We start from the raw sequence: 18,076 nt of genomic DNA on the forward strand, positions 1-18,076 counted from the left end.
TATGACTTATCAGGAAGCAATAGAATACAGGGAAAAGAACCTTCATCTTATTGGAGAATATTATAAAGGGTCTCCTATTAAGGGTATTTTTATCTATCCGAAGGATGAGGCACTTTTGCCTTCATTCATGGAAACCTTATATCTAAGGAATGTTGAGCCGATCATTACAGCTGCTTTGTTTCCCACAAAAAAGTATGGGTTAAAAATATATTTAGATATGAATGATGCATCTGTATTGATGCATTTAGATATATCTATGCTTCCAGAAGAGATGAATTTTTTTCTTCCTGAAGATTATTGATTTGCTAAATTTCAAAGGACGTTTGGATTTGAAGTTAAGGACGTTTTGTTTTGGCGATTATACTTGAAAAAGGAAATAATTGAAGAAAAATAAAAAACAGAGATAAGCCTGCAATGGGCATTAAGAATATGGTAAACAATACTTTAAGAAAGCACACATTGCGGACAAGTACAAGGTTAATAAATTCCATACTCCAATAATAGAAACCTTTAACTTTGATTGAATTATACTATGGCAATACTAAGAAAACTTGACATCAGACCTGAATCTGTTGAATCAATCTACAGCTATTACAGAAAAAAAATGCTTCTTGTAAATAGAAAGTACCAGAGAAAACTCGTGTGGGGAATCGAAGAAAAGGAGAAATTTATTGATAGTATATTTAATGGTCTTCCAATTCCATTAATTTTAGTTGCCATAACTAAATACAAAGACACCACGGTTTACGAAATTATTGATGGTATGCAAAGGTTGAACGCTATTGTATCTTTCATCCAAAACGAAATTCACCTAGCAAATAAATATTTTAATCTTGACACTCTAGCCCTTACAAAAGCACTTAAGGATACTGGTAAAATAGAACAGAAAGAACCAAAACTAACAATTGAGGAATGTCTTGAGATAACATCATATCAACTACCATTTTCAATTTCTTCATATGACAAGGAAGCCGATATTGAAGAAATATTTCGAAGAATTAATTCGTATGGTAAGACCTTATCTAGCCATGAATTAAGGCAAGCTGGATCGACAGGAACATTCACACAAATTGTTAGGGCTATTGCTGAAAATATTAGAAAGGATGTATCTCCTTCCGACAAAATTCTTCTTGGAAATATGCGAAGAATAAGCCTTAGTAATAGAGGTTTAAGTTATGGTATTGACCTTAGAGAAGTATTCTGGCACAAGCAAAATATATTAACCGAAAATAATATTCGAGCTTCTAGGGATGAAGAAATCATTGCTCATCTAGTAATTGCCATGCTTTTGGATTATGACATAAATATTAGTTCTACGTCCTTGGATAGAGCGTATGGACTCAGTGACGACAATGAAGAAAATATCGAAACTGAAGAATTGATAAAAAGATATGGGGGATCAGAATTTGTTAAATTACAGTTTGAGTCAATTTATCAAGAAATTCAAAATACTTTAGACGCATTTAAGTTCAATTTTAGGACTTTGCTTTTTCGCCAACCAAGCAAGTATATGAATAATGCTTTTCAAGTAGTTTTCTTGGCATTCCATAATCTTTTGGTAAAAGAACAATTGAAAATTGATAATTACCGAGAATTAAACAAAGAATTAAATGGTATTGGTGACAAATACATTACACCTCATATCGAAGAAATTCGACATAGGGCTGCAAGAAAAAGAGTTATTGACTCTATTTCAGGAGTTATTAGAAAGCGTTTTTCTAAAAGAGGAGAAACAGACCCAGTTTTATCAAATGGAGTGGTCAAACTTGAAAGTTTATTATCAGCTTCAAAGACAGAAAATTCATCATATGATTTTAAGCAAGGCTTTTACCAGATGGATAAGGAAAGTAAAAACATCAAGGAAAAAGTAATCAGAACACTCTGTTCGTTCGTAAATCTTGGTAGAAATGCTGTTGGATATGTTGTGATTGGTGTAGGTGAAACAGAACAAATGGCTAAGAAATTTGAAGAGTACTATAGCTCAAAACCACTAAAATTTAATGATTTTTTCATCAATGGTGTTGACGCTGAATGTCAGAAAAGATATAATAGCCTAGATGAGTACAGAACTAAATTTGAGCAACTTATAAAATCAAGTGATATTCAACCAGAGTACTACAAAACTCAAATTTTAAAGAATATTGATTTATTTAATTATCGCGAAAAATCAATCATGATATTAAAAATTGAATCAAAAGAAGATCCTTTAAAGTTAAATGGAAAATTCTATCATAGACAAGGAACTAGTACAGAGGAAGTACCTTCATCGTCAGAAAAGGAACTTTGGTCTTTATTTTTAAAGTAACTAAAATTCATTAAAATTTACAGTTGAAAACTAAAATTCCCCGTCTAGGAGTAGTCAGATCGTTCTGACGACCTGTTAAAATCCCTACAGAAGTCGGATGTAACTACACCCTCCTATTCTATCCAATTTGTAATTGGAAAAACACTTAGAGATCCCTTCGATTTTGAGACTCTCGTCTCTCAAGTGCTCAAGGTGACATTTCAAAGGCTTAATCAAGCACTTCTTCAGCTTTATGACTTGAGATTGCCACGACTCGTATCTCGCCTCGCAATGACGCTACCCCACTGGGAGTAGAATCTTTGACTAAGCGTAGATTGCATCTACGCTTTACTATCAATAAGAATTTCCAATTCCCCCGTCTTGGTGTAGTCAAATTATTAATTGGACCTGGGTGGGATTTGTAATTCCACCCTCCTATTCTAACCAACTTATAGTTGGTAAAAACCTCCCCGAAGTTTTCTGAACCTTTTTTCACCAGTCCAAGTAAAAACTACTATGAAACTTTTAGCCGTGCTTTTTTTCGCGATGTTGAGTTCTGGATTGTATGCTCAATCGATAATTGTAAATCCAGATGGAACTCACTCAGTGGTTCATGAACATGGTGATAACCAAGTGATCGTTAATCCCAACGGAACGCACGCTGTAATTATGGGTTCGGGTACAAGTAAAATCATGGTTAACCCAGACGGTACTCACTCTCTGATTATTGGGGATGGAAACTCGAAAATCATTGTAAATCCAAGCGGAACCCACTCCATCCTTGCTAAACAAGGAGATTTTCAACAGATGACGGTTCGCTCAAATTCAGCCAACCAACCGATTATCATTAAAAAGCGCGGGGGCAAAATGGTGATCCTGCCAGATGGCTCTGTAATTCATTTTGAGAAGGTGAAAAGAAAGAGGAAGGACAAAATTTAATGTGTAATAGAATTGGGTTTATGAAAATCGGCCATGCCTACGGCATTTTGAGATTTCCTCACTCATTTTTACCAGCTATTGAAATGGCTGGCTATAGTATGAAGCATGCCTACGGCATTACATACTCCCAATGCAACTTCTTACGAGTCCCGAGGGGACGATAGATTTTATTGCCAGAGGTTTTAACCTCTGGATAAATTATGGAAATATGAGCTAGCAAAGTCCCAGAGGGACGGGCGATTTTTATATTGACTCATCAAAAAAGACATTTTGTGGAGCAAATGACCTTTCACTTTCAAACTTGATACTTATGTCTTCATACTTTCTACTCTGATAACCAGCTGCCTCTTTAGTCCATTTTAAGACTTCCTGACATAGCTTGTCCCTGTTTTAAGCAAAAGGAATAAATTATCCCTGCCAAATGCCTATTTTACCTAAGAAATAGCCTTGTATGTTCTGCGCCAAATGCGGAAAAGGCTTAAATTTGATCTACTACAGAATTAAGTCTTATACCACTGCCCCGGTTTGTGCCTGTCCGCTATGGCGGGTCTTCACAAACCGGAAAACTATCTTTAATCATGAACGACTCTCCATCCAAACAAATTCATCAGGGCAAAAACGTCAAACGCTTCAGGGAAATGCTAGGTATCAAGCAGGAAGCCTTGGCCTATGAATTGGGAGAGGACTGGACGCAGAAGAAGATTTCCTTGCTGGAGCAGAAAGAAGAAATCGAAGCTCACCTATTAAGTCAGATCGCAGAGGCACTCAAGCTACCTGTTGAAGCCTTCCAGAATTTTGATGAAGAACAGGCAGTGAATATTATTTCGAATACTTTTAATAAGGAGGCATTTATTGCCAATTCTGGTGCAAATTTTCATTTTGACCCAGTTGATAAGATTCTCAAGCTTCACGAAGAGAAAATCGCCCTATATGAGCGCATGCTGAAGGAAAAGGATGAGATGATGGCAAGGCTGGAGAAGTTGATTGGGAAAGTGTAACAAATACTAAAATTAAATGAAAGCGACAGTAAAGATTAAAAAACCAGGAGATCGATTTGATCAAGAATTCACACTAATACCAGATCAGCCAGTTAATTTATTTTAATCAAAGACCAAATGGACAACCTTTTAATTGGGTAGGAATAATTCTCGGAATCAAAGTAAAAATATCAAATGACGAAAGATATGCCTCCCAATTAGAAATTGACTCCCAACTTGATCCATATCGATCAAATATTGCTGAAGCTATAAGCGTTGCTTTAAAAGAATGGGATTAGACTTAAAAACTATATGTACTTAAATAGCTCATCAGTTAATTGATGAGCTATTTTTGATTTATGCCTTTAATGAATCAATACCCAAATTCAAGGGACCTTCTATCTTCGAAACACAAACAAAATCACGGAACCCTAAATACTTATTTCTACTAGTTAACAACCACTTATCAAAAATAGAATTGTCACAATTTTACAATTTGTTACTTTTTATATTAATTTTGTGACACTTTTTAAATCAAACAAACACTATGGAACTCCAAAACATTATCGGCTCTAATCTTCTTGGATTCAGATCCAGGCTTGGCCTTACACAGGATCAAATTGCAGAATTCCTTGAAGTAGATAGAAGTCTGATAGCTCATTATGAAAAGGGCACAAGAGAAGTGTCCTACGTACAATTAAAAAAGCTTTCTAATCTATTCAATATAGATGTTGAAGATCTTTTAGAGGAAAATTCAGCCTTAAGGGAATTGAATTTTGCTTTTGCTTTTCGTGCGGATGGACTGGAGGCAACTGATTTGAAATCAATATCTGAATTTCAGAGAGTGGTTAGAAACTACATAGAAATGAGCAAAATGAAGCATGAATAGAAACAACCTACTTCGGCTTGAATGCAAAGAAAAAGCTGCCCACTTTCGAAATCGGTTTGGCTATGGTCCTGACGATCCCATTCATTTAAGAAGTTTTCTTCTCATGCAGAATGTTGTCACATTATTCAAACCATTGAGCGGCGGTTTTGCGGGAATGGCAATGATTGTGGATCAGAAGCCATTTATGATGGTCAATCAAAACCATACATTAGGAAAGCAGCATTTCACAATTGCCCATGAACTTTATCACTTATTTGTCCAAGAAAATTTTGTCTCACAAAAATGTAAAACAGGGCTTTTTACAAAGCAAGAGGATCCAGAGGAGTTAAAGGCAGATCTATTTGCTGCCAATCTATTACTACCGGAAATAGGGGTTTCGTCTCTTATCCCACAAGAAGAAAGAAAGGGGGCTATTTCAGCACAGACTATTTTCAAAATCCAGCAGGTCTATTCAGTATCTGTTAAAGCAACTATATTTCGTTTGGTGGAATTAGGATTTGCTGACAAAAGTTACTTCCAAACCTATGAATCAGGTTCCACAGAAAAGATGCGGAACTTGGGATTTGACACTAGGTTAATGTATTCAGGAAATCAAGACCTAACTCTCGGCGATTATGCCGTGATGGCTGGTTCCCTTTTCCAGCAAGAGAAAATTTCCGAGTCTGTTTACCTCTCCTATCTCAATGCAGTGCATATTGACCCATTACAAAAAATAGAAAATGGGGAAGAGTAGTGCTCCTCTGGTCAAAATCCTGGTCGATGCAGATGTATTGATCCACCTGTTCAAGGCGGATAAAATTTCATTATTGAATGAACTCTACCCCAAAAGAGTATTCATGCTTGATATAGTTCTAAGCGAACTGAAGGAGAACAGAACCATCCGCAATAACATCGACATCATTTTACTTTTCTCTGGAATCCAGGAACTTCAATATCCTACTTCCTCAAACCCAAGCCTATTTCGCCAATTTTTAGCCCTAAAAAACAAATCAAAGGAGAAGGAGAATCAGCCTGCTTAGTTTACTGCAAGCATTATTCAGATATCATCGCCAGCAGCAACACAAAGGATATCAAACCCTATTGCGAAGAACATGGAATGGCTTACTTGACTACTTTGGACATCCTCTGTGTGGCCATTCACAAAGGGCTTCTAGCTGAAGAAGAGACCAATTTACTGATCCAAAAAATCACCCATAACAATGAAAGCCACCTTTGTTGCAAATCCATTGAGGAGCATAAGAAGCTTCATTTTGATTTGATGAAGGTCAGTTACTAAAAAAGAAAAAAGCTATCATTTCAATCTCTAATTCTTCCCCCGCCTGAGCGTAGTCAGATCGTCCTTTGGACTGGGTCTAGTTTGCCCGCACTGCAAGCTGGCCAAAGGCTAAAATCATTCACAGAATGATTTTTTCACGCCTGGTCCTACCCAAATATTAAAACCAATTTGCAATTGGTATAAACGATCCATTTACCAAAAATCAACTTCGATCAATCCTTTCAAACCGAAGATATTCCTGCGCTAGAATACAAATAGCCCTCTGGATTTTCTACAATTCCAGCCCTGACAGGATTATCGTGAATATGCTTCATCCTACTTTCAATTAGTTCTGAACAAAAGAGTTAAACTCTTCTGAAAATCGTACTAAATTCTTCATTATACCAATGTAAAGGTTTACAATTTTTAATTAAATTGTATTGACCATTTTAGTAAACGACCGTTGAAAGTACCCTCTATAAAAGCAGTGATTACCCTGACCTTGCTGTTTAGTGGGGCGCTCTCTCTACTTGCGCAGAATAATTTCCCCTCCCAAATGTGGTACAAAGGCAATATTTATGGCACAGATGGGAAGACTTATTCAGGCTTGGTAAAATATGATTTGGAAAATAATTTGGTTCAATTACAAACTGAGACCATCTCTACCTTTACATCCTCCATTGTCAGTCATTTTGAAATCCATAACAAATCAAATGACGGGATAAGAAGTTTTTATAGTCTTCCGTATAGTCGTAATGGCGATAATGAAACGCTGGTTTTCTTTGAAGTCCTCACAGAAGGTAATGACGTTGTGCTTTTATCCAGGGAAAATATTTTTACTTATTACAAAGATTTGGGAACTAAGGGCGTGATTGGAATGAATCCTAGAAATGGACCAAAGACATTTACTGGATATCGCTTGGCTTTCGATTATTACTTTTTCAGAAATGGTAAAATTGAGTCTTACAGCCTCAATCCTAAAGATTTATATGCCATGCTCCCGGGACATGATGAAGAAATCAAACTTTTCATGAGAAAAAACGGGTTGGAGCACGACAAGCGGAGGGATTTGATGAAAATCACCGCCTATTACAACGATTTGCAGAATTAATTATTTAGCCAAAACCGCTAATTCTCTTTCCCCAGCCCAAGCGTAGTCACATCGTTCTATAAACTGGGAGTTTACAACCCCCTCTAGGTGTAGTCAGAAAGCTCTAGCACTGGGTGTAGTTTGTAACTACACCCAAATATCCATACCATATTGAACCACTGCCTTTATTAAATTATTCCTAATGAACTTCTCACCAATAATCCACCTCAATCAATCCCTTCAATCCTGAGTAATTTCTTGCGCTAGAATTCAAGTAATCTTCTGGTTTTTCAGCGATTCCAGCTCGAACAGGATTATCGTGAATATACTTCATCCGACTTTCAATCATCTCTGAACGATAGAGTTCTATTGCATGATTTTCATGTGTCCAAAACTGTAAGTCACTAGCTCTTTTATTAAATTTCGCATGATATTCAAAGATCATTTGAAGCCATTCTCTCCTACTTTCTTGCGGGTTTTCAAGAATCATTTTCAATAATTTCTTACTTGTAAATTTCTTGAAATCTCTTACCCATTCTGACAATTTCCCGTCTTTTTGCTGGACTACTAAGTGGATATGGTTACTCATGATTACATAGCCATATAGATACAAACCCTTTTCTTTTCGAGAGTAAGTCAGATTCTCCAAAATAAAATCACGGTAAACTTTTCTTGAAAATACATCAGCCCAACCCACTACCTGAAAAGTCAAAAAGTATGTTAATTCTTGGTCCCGAATCTGATATGCTTCACCCATGAAATGAAAATAAACCTAAACACCCGAATTACAAATTCTTTGAAATATTAAGGTGTAGTTGCAAACTACACCTAGTTCCGAGATAATTCAAACTTTTTAGTTAAATGAAAATTCCTTTCTGATACAGTTTGAAACTTGTAGAACGAGCTGTATTTCTCATCAAACTTCCAAAAATTCTAATTTTCCAGCCTTTTCAATATTACCTTTCTTAGACGCTCTTCATGCTCGTCTCCCCAACCACCGATGGCTGCAATGATTGGAATTAGCGTTTTTCCAAAATCCGTCAGGCTATACTCTACTTTTGGCGGCACAACTGGGTAAATTACTTTTGTAACAAGTTCATGCTCTTCTAATTCTTTCAGCTGAATATTCAGAACCCTACGCGATGCATCCGGTATTTTGCGCTGCAATTCGCTAGGTCTTTGGAACCCTTCATTAATAAACCAAAGCAAACGTATTTTCCATTTGCCATAGAGCACCTCCCCTATCAAATCAAGCCCACAATTTAAGTTCGGTAACGTCTTTCTCTCATACATCTTACAAAAGTAGACCTATATACCAAATCGTACAATAGGGGAAAAATTTATCTCTATCTGATTCGTAACTCCTTACTTGTAAGAAACTTACATACTTCTCAATTTTGACCAACAATTTTAAAGAAGTATACGATGAATTATCAAAACGAATTATCAGGTAAAATTGCCTTGGTATCAGGGGGCACAAAAGGAGCCGGAAAAGCTATTGCAGAAAGACTTTTACAAGCTGGTGCCACAGTTATAATCACTGCCAGAAACGCACCGGAAAATAAAAACAGCAACCTGCACTTCATTCCTTCCGACTTGAGCAAAGCAAAAGGAACACAAAAAGTAATCAACGAAGTAATGTCTACTTACGGAAGGTTGGATATTTTGGTGAATAACCTGGGCTCTTCCACAACACCTGCCGGGGGCTTTTCTGCATTATCCGATGAAGATTGGGAAACCACCTTACAGGCAAATTTGCTGGCTCCGGTCCGCCTTGACAGGGGATTTTTACCTCAAATGATTGATCGGAAAAGCGGAGTTATCATTCATATAGCCTCTATCCAAGGAAAACTACCACTGTACGACTCTACTTTGCCTTATGCAGCTGCAAAGGCAGGATTGAGAAACTACAGTAAAAGTTTATCGAATGAAGTTTCGCCTAAAGGTGTCCGGGTGCTCACTGTTTCCCCAGGATGGATCAATACAGGGGCATCGAAAGATTGGTTGGCTGAGATTGCAAGAAATGCCAATAGCACGGTGGAAGAAGCACAGCAAGGTGTAATGGATGCGCTGGGTGGAATACCCTACGGAAGACCTGCCGAGCCGGAAGAAGTAGCTGAATTGGTTGGTTTCCTTGTTTCTCCAAGAGCCGGTTATTTATCAGGAACTGAATATGTAATCGATGGCGGAACAGTACCAACAATTTAATAACCATAAAAATAATAGAAATGAACTTACCAAAAGTAGTATCAGACTTGATTAAAGCACAGAACGAATTTGATGCCGTGGCTTTTGCCCAATTGTTTTCAGAATCTGCCGTCGTATTTGACGAAGGTAAAACACATCAGGGACGGCTTGAAATAGAGCGTTGGATCGATCACTCAAACAAAAACTACCAATCAGTGATGAAGCCACTTGAACATACCGAAGTGGGTACAACAAGCATCTTGACAGCAGAATGTTCGGGAACATTTCCCGGAAGCCCTATCACGCTAAAATTCCACATTGATATTGTTGATGGGCAAATCCAGCAATTAAAAGTAACAGAATAAAAATTAGTGGGGAGTGACTATCTTGTCACTCTCCAGTTTAAAAATCCAAATAATGAGTTATTGCGTCGCAATCGAAAGTATGCAGTCAGATGAAAGGAAAGCATTGCATAAAAATTACCATGACAAGTATTACGGCTTTCCTCTCCACTATGACAATGAGTTGTTTTGTCGTTTGGTTCTGGAAATCAATCAGGCTGGGTTAAGCTGGGAAACGATACTGAAAAAAGAAGCTTCCTTCAGGAAAGCCTACAGCAACTTCGATATTCAAAAAGTGGCGAACTACACCGAAGAGGATCGTGAGCGACTTTTAGCCGATGCCGGAATCATCCGTAACCGGTTAAAAGTGAATGCGGCTATTGAAAATGCAAAAACAATCTTGGGCCTACAGGAAGAATTTGGTTCATTTGAAAAATGGCTGGAGCATCATCACCCAAAAACAAAAGAAGAGTGGGTGAAATTGTTTAAAAAGACTTTTCGCTTCACAGGGGGTGAGATTGTAAATGAATTTTTAATGAGCATTGGCTATTTACATGGATCTCATGATGAAAACTGTCCTGTCTATAAGCAAATACTCAAAGAAAAACCTATGTGGACAAAGCAATAAGTGAATTACAGTCGCAAACTCCATTAAAACGTCATTACCAAAGTGGGAAACAGAGGTAAGGAACAATGTTGTTAAGAACTGATTTCAAGTTTGTACCCTTTGCCTCGGATAACCACAATACTAATGTTCGGATCCATTTAGCTCTATTCTCCTCCCTAGTTATCTGCTACCTTCCCGGCATTTCCCCTATTTATGTTCTATAAATCCAATCAGTTAAAGTATGGAATTATTTATACTAAAATCATATCATGACCAATATTAAACCAATATATTAATAATATAAGATCATTATATTATTGCTTTTATATAGTTCTTAATATGTTAAAAATTAAATTTTTATACGTTTTTTATAGGTAAAAAACCCAAAAAACCCTATACTCACCTGTAAATCAAACATTAAGCATATGGCAAGGATCACTAAGTCAATACTAGAGGGACTATCAGGTAGTGTGGGAGATCTGATTTTTTACAAAGTGGGCGGAGTAACTTATGCCCGCAGAAAGCCTGGCAAGCAAAGTAAAAGTACCAAAGCCAGAACTTCTGAAAGAAAGCGCAACTCCCAATCGGTGAGTACCCAGACGCAAAAATTCCTGAAGAATATCACGCATATATTACGTTTTGGCTATCAGAATTTTGAAAATGGAGCTAGCAGGCCGTATCATGCGGCAGTATCCTATACCATGAAAAATTCCTTCAAATTTGTAGGAACCTCAGCTTCAAAAGTACTGGATATCAGTTTGGTGAAAGTGAGTAGAGGAAGTTTGCTTGGCCCTCAAGACCCAAAGGTGGAGAGGGTTCCTGAGGGAATAAAATTCGCCTGGACAGACAATTCCTTGCAAGCAGCTGCCAAGTCCACAGACAATGTTTTCGTTTTCCTCCTTTCTGCTGAAGAAAATGGCTCTGGTTCAGATTGGGAATTCCTAGGCAACACAAGAGATAAGGAAGCTCATACCCTCCTACCCCCAAATAATTCCTCTCAATGGCATGCCTGGATAGCTTTCAGTCAGGAAAACCCTTGGACAAAAAAACGGGATTTATCGGATTCTGTGTACTTAGGAATTGTGTAGCGCTAGTGCAATCCTGCAGATTGATTAATTTTATCGTAAACTTTCAACAGACATTATGTGTAAGAAATAAGTTGCAAACCCCACCTAGTTCACTGCATGTTCATGGGAGATTTGTAAAGCGGTTTGATGCAATTCTATTCCAGTTGAGCTGTCTAACCTATCTACAGAAGGGACGTCAAAAGCAAAAACCATCAGCCACCTATAGAAATGAGCAAAAAAAGCATCAACCTCTTGATCCTAGTCTCAGCCATGGTTATTCTGAGCAATATCTTTTCAGTATATATAAATGCGTTTACTGAAGGAATCATGAAATCGTATTTATTTCAAACCGAAAAAGCGGAATTTGAATTTCGGACGATGCCTTCAAAAGGCAGAGATGCTGAAATAATGGAAGCACATTTTGCAAGCTTCAAAGATGCTCACCCGGCATATTCAGACCTTAAACTGTATCGGACTTTTAAAAGAAATCCATTAAAGTTTTGGAATTGGTATGACTACCTGACCAATGAGCAATACGACTACGAATACAAAGAAGAAATAAGGATATGACTGTAGTGTAGCTTTGTGGTGGGTTCTCTTCTAGGCATAGTCAGATCATTCTTGGTACTGGATAGGATCCCCACAACGGTCGGATTTAGCTCCACCTCCTTTCAGCTTTTCCAGTTTAGCCTTCTGACTTTTCTTCTCACTATCTGCCTAAAATCACATCTAGGATCGCAGGTCCCCAATATTCTTTTGTAAAAAAATAGGTAGCCACGATTAAAAATAGATTTGCTCCACTGAGAAAGACAATTGCAAGGAATTTTGCAAAGCCGGATTTTAGCACTTCGTACCTTCCGATAAAGATTTCTGCTACCAGTAAGTTGGGCAAATAGAAAAAGAAGTCCATAAAATAATCAAAGGCTCCGGTGAAATCTGAGTTGTGTCCCAATCGATCTGTCACCATAAACCAAAACCCATAATCCATTCTATATAGCCAGGACCCGATTGCCAAAGCAAATAACCGGATAGCCCAGGCTCTATGTTGCTCAAAATTTTTAGCACGTGCAAAATGGATCGTTGCAATTGCTGCCGCAAAAGTCAATATGCCATAGCCTGCAAATCCGATATCCATGATCAACCCACCGATTGTCCCTTTGCTGAAAATAAAAACCAGACCACCTATCGCTGCTGCAATCGAGGCAATGACATAGATTCGACCTATAATTCTATGGAGTAATGGGTATTTTATCCGGACTGAGTTGATTAACTGAATACAGCCTAGTATCAGAATAATGCCCCCGGCTGCAAAGTGAAGGCCAATTCCCAAAGTGGCTGATCTAGTTTGTTCATCAAAAATATCGGGAAGCACTTCATTCCATTGGGTTGTATTCCCTTGAAGCAACGCGATAAAGTAAAAAGCTAAAATATAACCTCCAAATAAAATGGCACTTCCCCATACTATTATCACGAGTAAGAGGGCGGCTATATGCATGGTCTTATCCAGCCAAGTTTCCCGGACTGGAATAGAAAAATCTTCCATAAAACATTTAAAAAGACAATAGATTAAGGTGTTAATTTTCTGATATCCAACACTCTTTGGTATTAGCTTAAATATTGAGTTATTCTTGGAGCTTAAATCAAATGACCCAGAAATCAACACTAACTAATTTAGGATTTTAAAAATAGAAAGTAATTCAACCGAATTACGAAATTATTTGATTTTTCCCAGCTTCAATATTACTAGTTATATTGAGACACTTTTTACACCCATCTTAGCATTGTCAGATAGCAATAGCATTAGGTGTAGTTTTCCCACCCTCCAGACTACATCAAGGAGTTAATATCCTTACCATCCCGTAAAAGCTGTCGGGATACAATTACACAAAAAAGGCTATCACGATTGCCATCGCGGATGCTCAGGGTAACATCCCAGCCTTCCTTCTCCCCACCTGAAAGGATCTGGAAACATTAAATCCAAAATGGATATCTCCGTCGAAAAAATCTCCAGTAGTGGAAGGGATAAATCCGGAAGGAGTCATTTCATTGCTGTTGGTAAACTGCAGTTGGAATACATGACCTCCGGTTTCTATTTCAATCCCAAGACCTAAGGAGTTATATCCGGGAAGATCCTCGCCGAATCTATAATAATATTCCCCTGTCAGCGCCACTCGCTTGGATAGAGAAACTTTTCCTGCCATGCCCATCGCAAATAGATCGTTGGGCTCACTTTCTGTTGGGACCAAATTCCTATGCACATAGCTCGGCATCAATTGCAGTGAAATCGCGGAATTGATTTTCCGCGCGATCAATACCTGATTCACAAAGCGAAGCCTCCTCTCAAAAGTCATTTCCAACTCAGGTCTTTTCAGGGAATAAAGTGAAGCATCGCTGACCCAGGTAATTGTCACAGGACTTCTATTTGATTTTTGCTGGATCAACTTTCCTTTTACATACCCATCATAAATCTTATTGAATGAGTTTCTGCCAAATCCCAGCGTAAGGTTGTCGGTTACGGAACACTCCAGTCCCAGCCTGACATTTGAGTCATCCAATCCAAATAGATTGTAAGCGCCGGAATTGATCCTACCAAACCTATGGGAAATAATCATCTCCAAATTCCCCTTCCCTCTAGTCTCCACCGACTGTCCATTGATGATTCGCGTTCCCTTGAAAGTGCTCATGACCAGCTTAGGTTCTACCTCAGATTCATCACGGAGCTGATCCAAGAGGTCCTGAGCCATAGAAAATTGACTAATTCTCAGGGAAATAATCATCAGAAAGAACACTACTTTTTTCATGGATATTGGAATTCAAATTTGGTTGTTACCTCCACTTGCTCTGCAATTTTTTGGAACATGAGTTTTGGGATTTCCACTTTATAATCCGCCACAGCCACTTCGAAGACCGCCTCCATTCGAAGGGAATTTCCTGAGCGGAAAATTTTTCCCGGCACCCGAATAGTTCTGGTGATTCCGTGGATCGTCATTTCCCCTACCGCAACGACCGAGCTCTCCGCCTGACTTGGACTGAAACCGGTTATTTTCCCTTTAAAATAGGCTTCAGGAAATTTGTCGGATTCCATGTAGTTCTCATTAAAATGCTCCTGCATCAGGGATTTCTCAAACACAAAACCTGTAATGGGAATCAGGAAAACTGCTTCTCCAGAAGTAGGATTGAAAATGGCGCTAGCCTGCCGATTCTCTGCGGTGATGTCCTCGATCAAAGCACTACTGAAAAATTTCACATAGCCAGTTTCGGACTTGATAGTTTGCCCATTTGCATCACAGGCATAAAACCAGATGAAACAAAGTACCAGTAACTTTTTCATGATTAGTTGTCTTTTGCGCCATTGCTTACCCAACAGGAAATAAGCTCTTTTTCAGCGGCTGTGAGAGACTTTCCGGAAGTTGCTGGAGGCATCACACCGCTCTGGGTGTTGGTACGGATCTGATTTGCAAATTGGATTACCGTGGCTTTAACTGTGAAATTTTGCCTTCCTGTTCCGGACACATGGCATCCTGACACGGCACAGTTCTGCTGAAGAATAGGCATGATATCATTGGCTAGAGAAGCAGTGCTTCCTTCACAGGCATCGGGTGCCGGGGGCGTAGGTATCTGGTCTTCAGAATCTGAAGAACAGGAGATCGAAATCATCAAGGTAGCGACTAGCGTGCTAAGCATCACTAAGGCTGTTTTCTGGGAGAAAATATTGGTTTTCATAGTATTTGTGGGTTAGAAGTTTAGACAAAGAGGTTCCTGCACTGCTGATTTGAGCAGTGTATTTAAATTGATTAGTAAGTAGTGGTCAGTGATTTATCTCTTTCCGGGATAGTATTTTATTCCGACAAAAATTCCGGTACTTTTCAAGGAAACATCTCCTTCTCCTACCCCTGAAAAGGGAACTTTGAAGTAAGGTTCCACCTGAATTCCCAGTTGCCTTCCGAGTTTTCTTTCGTAGCCAACACTGAAATTGGCTATTCCGAAATAATGCTGATTGGCACCTTGGACCGTTATCTCCCTGACATAGGGTTCGCCAGTAGTCTGATTGTAATATTCCAGCTCGTATTTCTCTTTTAGCATCAGGTAGGTAGAAACTCCCGTACTGATGAAAAACCGTTGAACTTTTCCTTCCAAAGCGTAAAACCTCAAGTTCAATGGCAGATCCAAAATATCACAGGCTCCGATAATATAGGTAGGGTCGTTCCCATAGTTGAGATGATAGCCACTATCCCCGCTGTAAGGTTTATAAGAATAAAATATCCCCGAAGAAAGACTGAGTTTTGGTAGCACAAAGTATTCTGCACCTACCCCTATCATATTACCGGCTTTCCCAAATTGATCTATCTGAATGGCGCTTAAATCCGGGGCAAACTGAAATGAAATATTAAATCTTCCTTGAAAGTATGATTTGGGCTGTTTCTCCTTTTCCAATAACTCATTTGAAATTGGAGAAGAAAGTGCAATTGAATCGCCCGCTGATGCAACTGCTGGCAAGACAGGTTCCTCACCGTTTCTGTTATTTTCCGGAGTAGTCTCCGAATTCAGTAAGGCATCCTTGGAAGCTTCGTTTGATTGGATAACAGATGGTACTTCAGGAAAGGCAGAATTATTGGCAGCTGAGGTTGGGTCATTCGTAACCTTCTTTATTGTCTGATCCAAGCCTGAAACAGGAGCTGGGTTCCCGGCATTATTTTGTTTAGAATTTAAGGGGCTAAGTATATCTCCACCTTTGCTAGTGGTAATTCCCTCTTCACGATTAGTTGGATTTTCCTTAATTAAATCCTCCTTTAGCGATGAGGTTGGAATTTCTGTAATAGCAGGATTCGAGTTTTCCGAAGGTGAAACTACCTGCTGATTCCAGACAAAATAGCCGACCATACCAGCCAGAGACAAGATCAAAGCAGCAAGAAGGATATTCCCCTTCCAGAATACAGGTACTGGCTTCACAGATTCATCAAGCCTGGACTCCATAGCTTTCCAATCCTCCTCTGAGAAGGGAATCTCTGCGTCATCTGAAATCTTTTTCAAGAATTCATCCAGCTCCTTATCACCCTTGTCTAAGAAGTTTTCGCTCATAGCTAGTTGAATTTAACATCTCTTTTAACTTTTGTCTGGCTCTGGAAAGATTGGACTTTGAAGTCCCTACACTGATTTCCAGAAGGCTGGCAATTTCCACATGGCTAAAACCATCCAGCACATATAAATTGAATACTGCTCTATAGGCAGCCGGAAGTTTTAGAATCAATGCCAGCAACTCTTCAAACTGCATATTTTCCAAAGCGGTAGGTTGCGAGCTTTCTATTTCACTTACCTGATCCAAACTGCTACCTTCCAGATTTCCCTGATTTTTCCTGAAATGATTGATGCATAGATTAACCAAAACCCTTCGAAACCAGGGTTTAAAAGGCAAACTTGGATTGTACTTTTTCGGATCATTGAACAGAATCATAAATCCATCATGCAGGAGTTGTTTTGCCTCTTCTCTCGTATCTGAATACCGCAGACACACACTCATTCCGTAACTGTAATAGCATCTATACAGTGCCTCCTGGTCTTTTCGGTTTTTATTCACCAGGCCTTGCCAGCTATTTTTGTCTAATTTTTCAGATTTCACTTCCCCGGGGTTGCATCAGCCCATACAAGGGAATTTACGAAATGGTTGCGTGGGGTTATAAAAAAATATTTACCCCTCTGGAAGTAGTCAATTCATTAATGGGATGATATACATATTAGGGTAAAAAATTCATTAGGTTAGCTCAGTGTAAACTTGAATATTTATCACTTTCCTTAGCCTAACTTGCCCATTAATAACCGTCAGAGGTAATTGTCACACGAAGTAAATTCAATGAAATCCAAAGATCTTTCGGAAATAGAAAAATCCCTTTCTAAAATCCATCCCTTTTCAAAAGAACAGCTAGACCTCTTCATGGGGCAGCTCGACTTCATATCGCTAAAAAGGAAGGATTTTCTTCTAAAAAAAAGTCAAGTTTCAGACGGTATCGCATTTATCCTAAATGGCAGCTTTCGGTTCTTTGAAAATCTAGATCATGGAGAACTGACCATTAAGTTTTTTGTGGAAAACAATTGGGTTGCGGACCTTGAAAGTTTGCTCTCCCAACAACCTTCCACCATTTATATTGAAGCTTTGGAGGATTCAGAAATTGCCTCTATTTCATTGGTGAATATTCACAGACTTATGGATGTGCATCCTGATTTTCAAAAGTTAAATGCATTAATAGCTGACTTGATAATTCCTCCTTCTTATATCGCTACCATCAACGCAAAAAGTCCAGACGAAAGATATCAGGAGCTATTATTGAAACACCCCCAATGGATAAATCGCTTCCCACAAATGCTGATAGCTTCCTACCTAGGAATGACACCCGAAACTTTGAGTAGAGTGAGAGCCAGAATGAGGTGATTTCTTGATTCTGATC

Annotated in this window: 24 protein-coding genes; 15 read left to right on the plus strand and 9 right to left on the minus strand. The window is 38.6% G+C overall.

Features of this window, described 5'->3' with window-relative positions; translation table 11 throughout:
- On the plus strand, nucleotides 1-301 hold a 301-nt coding region (locus AACZ73_RS09965; protein ID WP_339877464.1), incomplete at its 5' end, for a hypothetical protein.
- Between the two features lie 231 nt (nucleotides 302-532).
- Nucleotides 533-2,305, plus strand: a complete 1,773-nt coding sequence (locus AACZ73_RS09970; RefSeq protein WP_339877466.1) for a DUF262 domain-containing protein — start codon at nucleotides 533-535, stop codon at nucleotides 2,303-2,305.
- Nucleotides 2,306-2,513: 208 nt separating this feature from the next.
- Here the strand turns inward: AACZ73_RS09970 and AACZ73_RS09975 are convergent, their stop codons facing one another.
- Nucleotides 2,514-2,780, minus strand: a complete 267-nt coding sequence (locus tag AACZ73_RS09975; protein WP_339877467.1) for a hypothetical protein — start codon at nucleotides 2,778-2,780, stop codon at nucleotides 2,514-2,516.
- Between the two features lie 20 nt (nucleotides 2,781-2,800).
- On the opposite strand from AACZ73_RS09975, the gene AACZ73_RS09980 reads away from it, so the two are divergent.
- The 7 genes from AACZ73_RS09980 to AACZ73_RS10010 all read left to right on the plus strand — a co-directional run bounded on the left by AACZ73_RS09980 (nucleotide 2,801) and on the right by AACZ73_RS10010 (nucleotide 7,455).
- The gene (locus AACZ73_RS09980; RefSeq protein WP_339877468.1) at nucleotides 2,801-3,223 is read left to right on the plus strand and encodes a hypothetical protein; all 423 of its coding nucleotides are present in this window, start codon (nucleotides 2,801-2,803) and stop codon (nucleotides 3,221-3,223) included.
- Between the two features lie 578 nt (nucleotides 3,224-3,801).
- Nucleotides 3,802-4,221: a helix-turn-helix transcriptional regulator gene (locus AACZ73_RS09985; protein ID WP_339877470.1), complete on the plus strand. Its 420-nt coding sequence runs from the start codon at nucleotides 3,802-3,804 to the stop codon at nucleotides 4,219-4,221.
- Between the two features lie 526 nt (nucleotides 4,222-4,747).
- Nucleotides 4,748-5,089 carry a helix-turn-helix transcriptional regulator gene (locus AACZ73_RS09990; RefSeq protein ID WP_339877471.1) on the plus strand — a complete coding sequence of 114 codons (342 nt, stop codon included), beginning with the start codon at nucleotides 4,748-4,750 and terminating at the stop codon, nucleotides 5,087-5,089.
- On the plus strand, nucleotides 5,082-5,822 hold the full coding sequence (locus AACZ73_RS09995) for an ImmA/IrrE family metallo-endopeptidase (protein WP_339877473.1): 741 nt from the start codon (nucleotides 5,082-5,084) through the stop codon (nucleotides 5,820-5,822). Before AACZ73_RS09990 ends, AACZ73_RS09995 begins: the two co-directional genes overlap by 8 nt.
- On the plus strand, nucleotides 5,809-6,108 hold the full coding sequence (locus tag AACZ73_RS10000; protein WP_339877474.1) for a hypothetical protein: 300 nt from the start codon (nucleotides 5,809-5,811) through the stop codon (nucleotides 6,106-6,108). The genes AACZ73_RS09995 and AACZ73_RS10000 overlap by 14 nt, the downstream gene beginning before the upstream one ends.
- Before the next feature lie 77 nt (nucleotides 6,109-6,185).
- Nucleotides 6,186-6,365 (plus strand): hypothetical protein, encoded by a 180-nt coding sequence (locus tag AACZ73_RS10005; protein ID WP_339877475.1) that lies wholly within the window; start codon nucleotides 6,186-6,188, stop codon nucleotides 6,363-6,365.
- A gap of 442 nt (nucleotides 6,366-6,807) precedes the next feature.
- Nucleotides 6,808-7,455 (plus strand): hypothetical protein, encoded by a 648-nt coding sequence (locus tag AACZ73_RS10010; RefSeq protein ID WP_339877476.1) that lies wholly within the window; start codon nucleotides 6,808-6,810, stop codon nucleotides 7,453-7,455.
- A 190-nt stretch (nucleotides 7,456-7,645) separates the two neighbouring features.
- Here the strand turns inward: AACZ73_RS10010 and AACZ73_RS10015 are convergent, their stop codons facing one another.
- On the minus strand, nucleotides 7,646-8,191 hold the full coding sequence (locus tag AACZ73_RS10015; protein ID WP_339877478.1) for a transposase: 546 nt from the start codon (nucleotides 8,189-8,191) through the stop codon (nucleotides 7,646-7,648).
- Nucleotides 8,192-8,367: 176 nt separating this feature from the next.
- Complete coding sequence (locus AACZ73_RS10020) at nucleotides 8,368-8,727, minus strand: helix-turn-helix domain-containing protein (protein WP_339877480.1); 360 nt, start codon at nucleotides 8,725-8,727, stop codon at nucleotides 8,368-8,370.
- Between the two features lie 132 nt (nucleotides 8,728-8,859).
- Here AACZ73_RS10020 and AACZ73_RS10025 point away from each other — a divergent pair, with 132 nt between their 5' ends.
- The 5 genes from AACZ73_RS10025 (at nucleotide 8,860) to AACZ73_RS10045 (ending at nucleotide 12,206) form a co-directional block, all read left to right on the plus strand.
- The gene (locus AACZ73_RS10025; RefSeq protein WP_339877481.1) at nucleotides 8,860-9,642 is read left to right on the plus strand and encodes an SDR family oxidoreductase; all 783 of its coding nucleotides are present in this window, start codon (nucleotides 8,860-8,862) and stop codon (nucleotides 9,640-9,642) included.
- A gap of 20 nt (nucleotides 9,643-9,662) precedes the next feature.
- Nucleotides 9,663-9,986, plus strand: coding sequence for a nuclear transport factor 2 family protein (locus tag AACZ73_RS10030; protein WP_339877483.1), 324 nt, complete (start codon nucleotides 9,663-9,665; stop codon nucleotides 9,984-9,986).
- 52 nt (nucleotides 9,987-10,038) lie between these two features.
- On the plus strand, nucleotides 10,039-10,590 hold the full coding sequence (locus tag AACZ73_RS10035; RefSeq protein WP_339877485.1) for a DNA-3-methyladenine glycosylase I: 552 nt from the start codon (nucleotides 10,039-10,041) through the stop codon (nucleotides 10,588-10,590).
- A 404-nt stretch (nucleotides 10,591-10,994) separates the two neighbouring features.
- A complete protein-coding gene (locus tag AACZ73_RS10040) occupies nucleotides 10,995-11,657 on the plus strand; it encodes a DUF6266 family protein (protein WP_339877487.1) in 663 nt (220 codons plus the stop codon).
- 207 nt (nucleotides 11,658-11,864) lie between these two features.
- Entirely contained in the window at nucleotides 11,865-12,206 is a 342-nt protein-coding gene (locus AACZ73_RS10045) for a hypothetical protein (RefSeq protein ID WP_339877488.1), read from the plus strand.
- A 139-nt stretch (nucleotides 12,207-12,345) separates the two neighbouring features.
- On the opposite strand, the gene AACZ73_RS10050 is transcribed toward AACZ73_RS10045, so the two are convergent.
- The 6 genes from AACZ73_RS10050 to AACZ73_RS10075 form a co-directional block, all read right to left on the minus strand.
- A complete protein-coding gene (locus AACZ73_RS10050; RefSeq protein ID WP_339877490.1) occupies nucleotides 12,346-13,179 on the minus strand; it encodes a DUF2306 domain-containing protein in 834 nt (277 codons plus the stop codon).
- A gap of 376 nt (nucleotides 13,180-13,555) precedes the next feature.
- Nucleotides 13,556-14,437, minus strand: coding sequence for a DUF5777 family beta-barrel protein (locus AACZ73_RS10055; protein ID WP_339877492.1), 882 nt, complete (start codon nucleotides 14,435-14,437; stop codon nucleotides 13,556-13,558).
- Nucleotides 14,434-14,967 carry a YceI family protein gene (locus AACZ73_RS10060; RefSeq protein WP_339877494.1) on the minus strand — a complete coding sequence of 178 codons (534 nt, stop codon included), beginning with the start codon at nucleotides 14,965-14,967 and terminating at the stop codon, nucleotides 14,434-14,436. Before AACZ73_RS10060 ends, AACZ73_RS10055 begins: the two co-directional genes overlap by 4 nt.
- Before the next feature lie 2 nt (nucleotides 14,968-14,969).
- Nucleotides 14,970-15,359: a 2-polyprenyl-6-methoxyphenol hydroxylase gene (locus AACZ73_RS10065; protein ID WP_339877495.1), complete on the minus strand. Its 390-nt coding sequence runs from the start codon at nucleotides 15,357-15,359 to the stop codon at nucleotides 14,970-14,972.
- A gap of 93 nt (nucleotides 15,360-15,452) precedes the next feature.
- A complete protein-coding gene (locus AACZ73_RS10070; RefSeq protein ID WP_339877497.1) occupies nucleotides 15,453-16,715 on the minus strand; it encodes a hypothetical protein in 1,263 nt (420 codons plus the stop codon).
- Nucleotides 16,687-17,253: a sigma-70 family RNA polymerase sigma factor gene (locus AACZ73_RS10075; protein WP_339877499.1), complete on the minus strand. Its 567-nt coding sequence runs from the start codon at nucleotides 17,251-17,253 to the stop codon at nucleotides 16,687-16,689. The genes AACZ73_RS10070 and AACZ73_RS10075 overlap by 29 nt, the downstream gene beginning before the upstream one ends.
- A 231-nt stretch (nucleotides 17,254-17,484) precedes the next feature.
- Between AACZ73_RS10075 and AACZ73_RS10080 the strand changes: the two genes are divergently transcribed.
- Nucleotides 17,485-18,060 (plus strand): Crp/Fnr family transcriptional regulator, encoded by a 576-nt coding sequence (locus AACZ73_RS10080; protein ID WP_339877501.1) that lies wholly within the window; start codon nucleotides 17,485-17,487, stop codon nucleotides 18,058-18,060.
- Nucleotides 18,061-18,076 lie beyond the last annotated feature (16 nt).

It is taken from the genome of uncultured Algoriphagus sp. (assembly GCF_963974835.1).
Classification (GTDB): domain Bacteria; phylum Bacteroidota; class Bacteroidia; order Cytophagales; family Cyclobacteriaceae; genus Algoriphagus.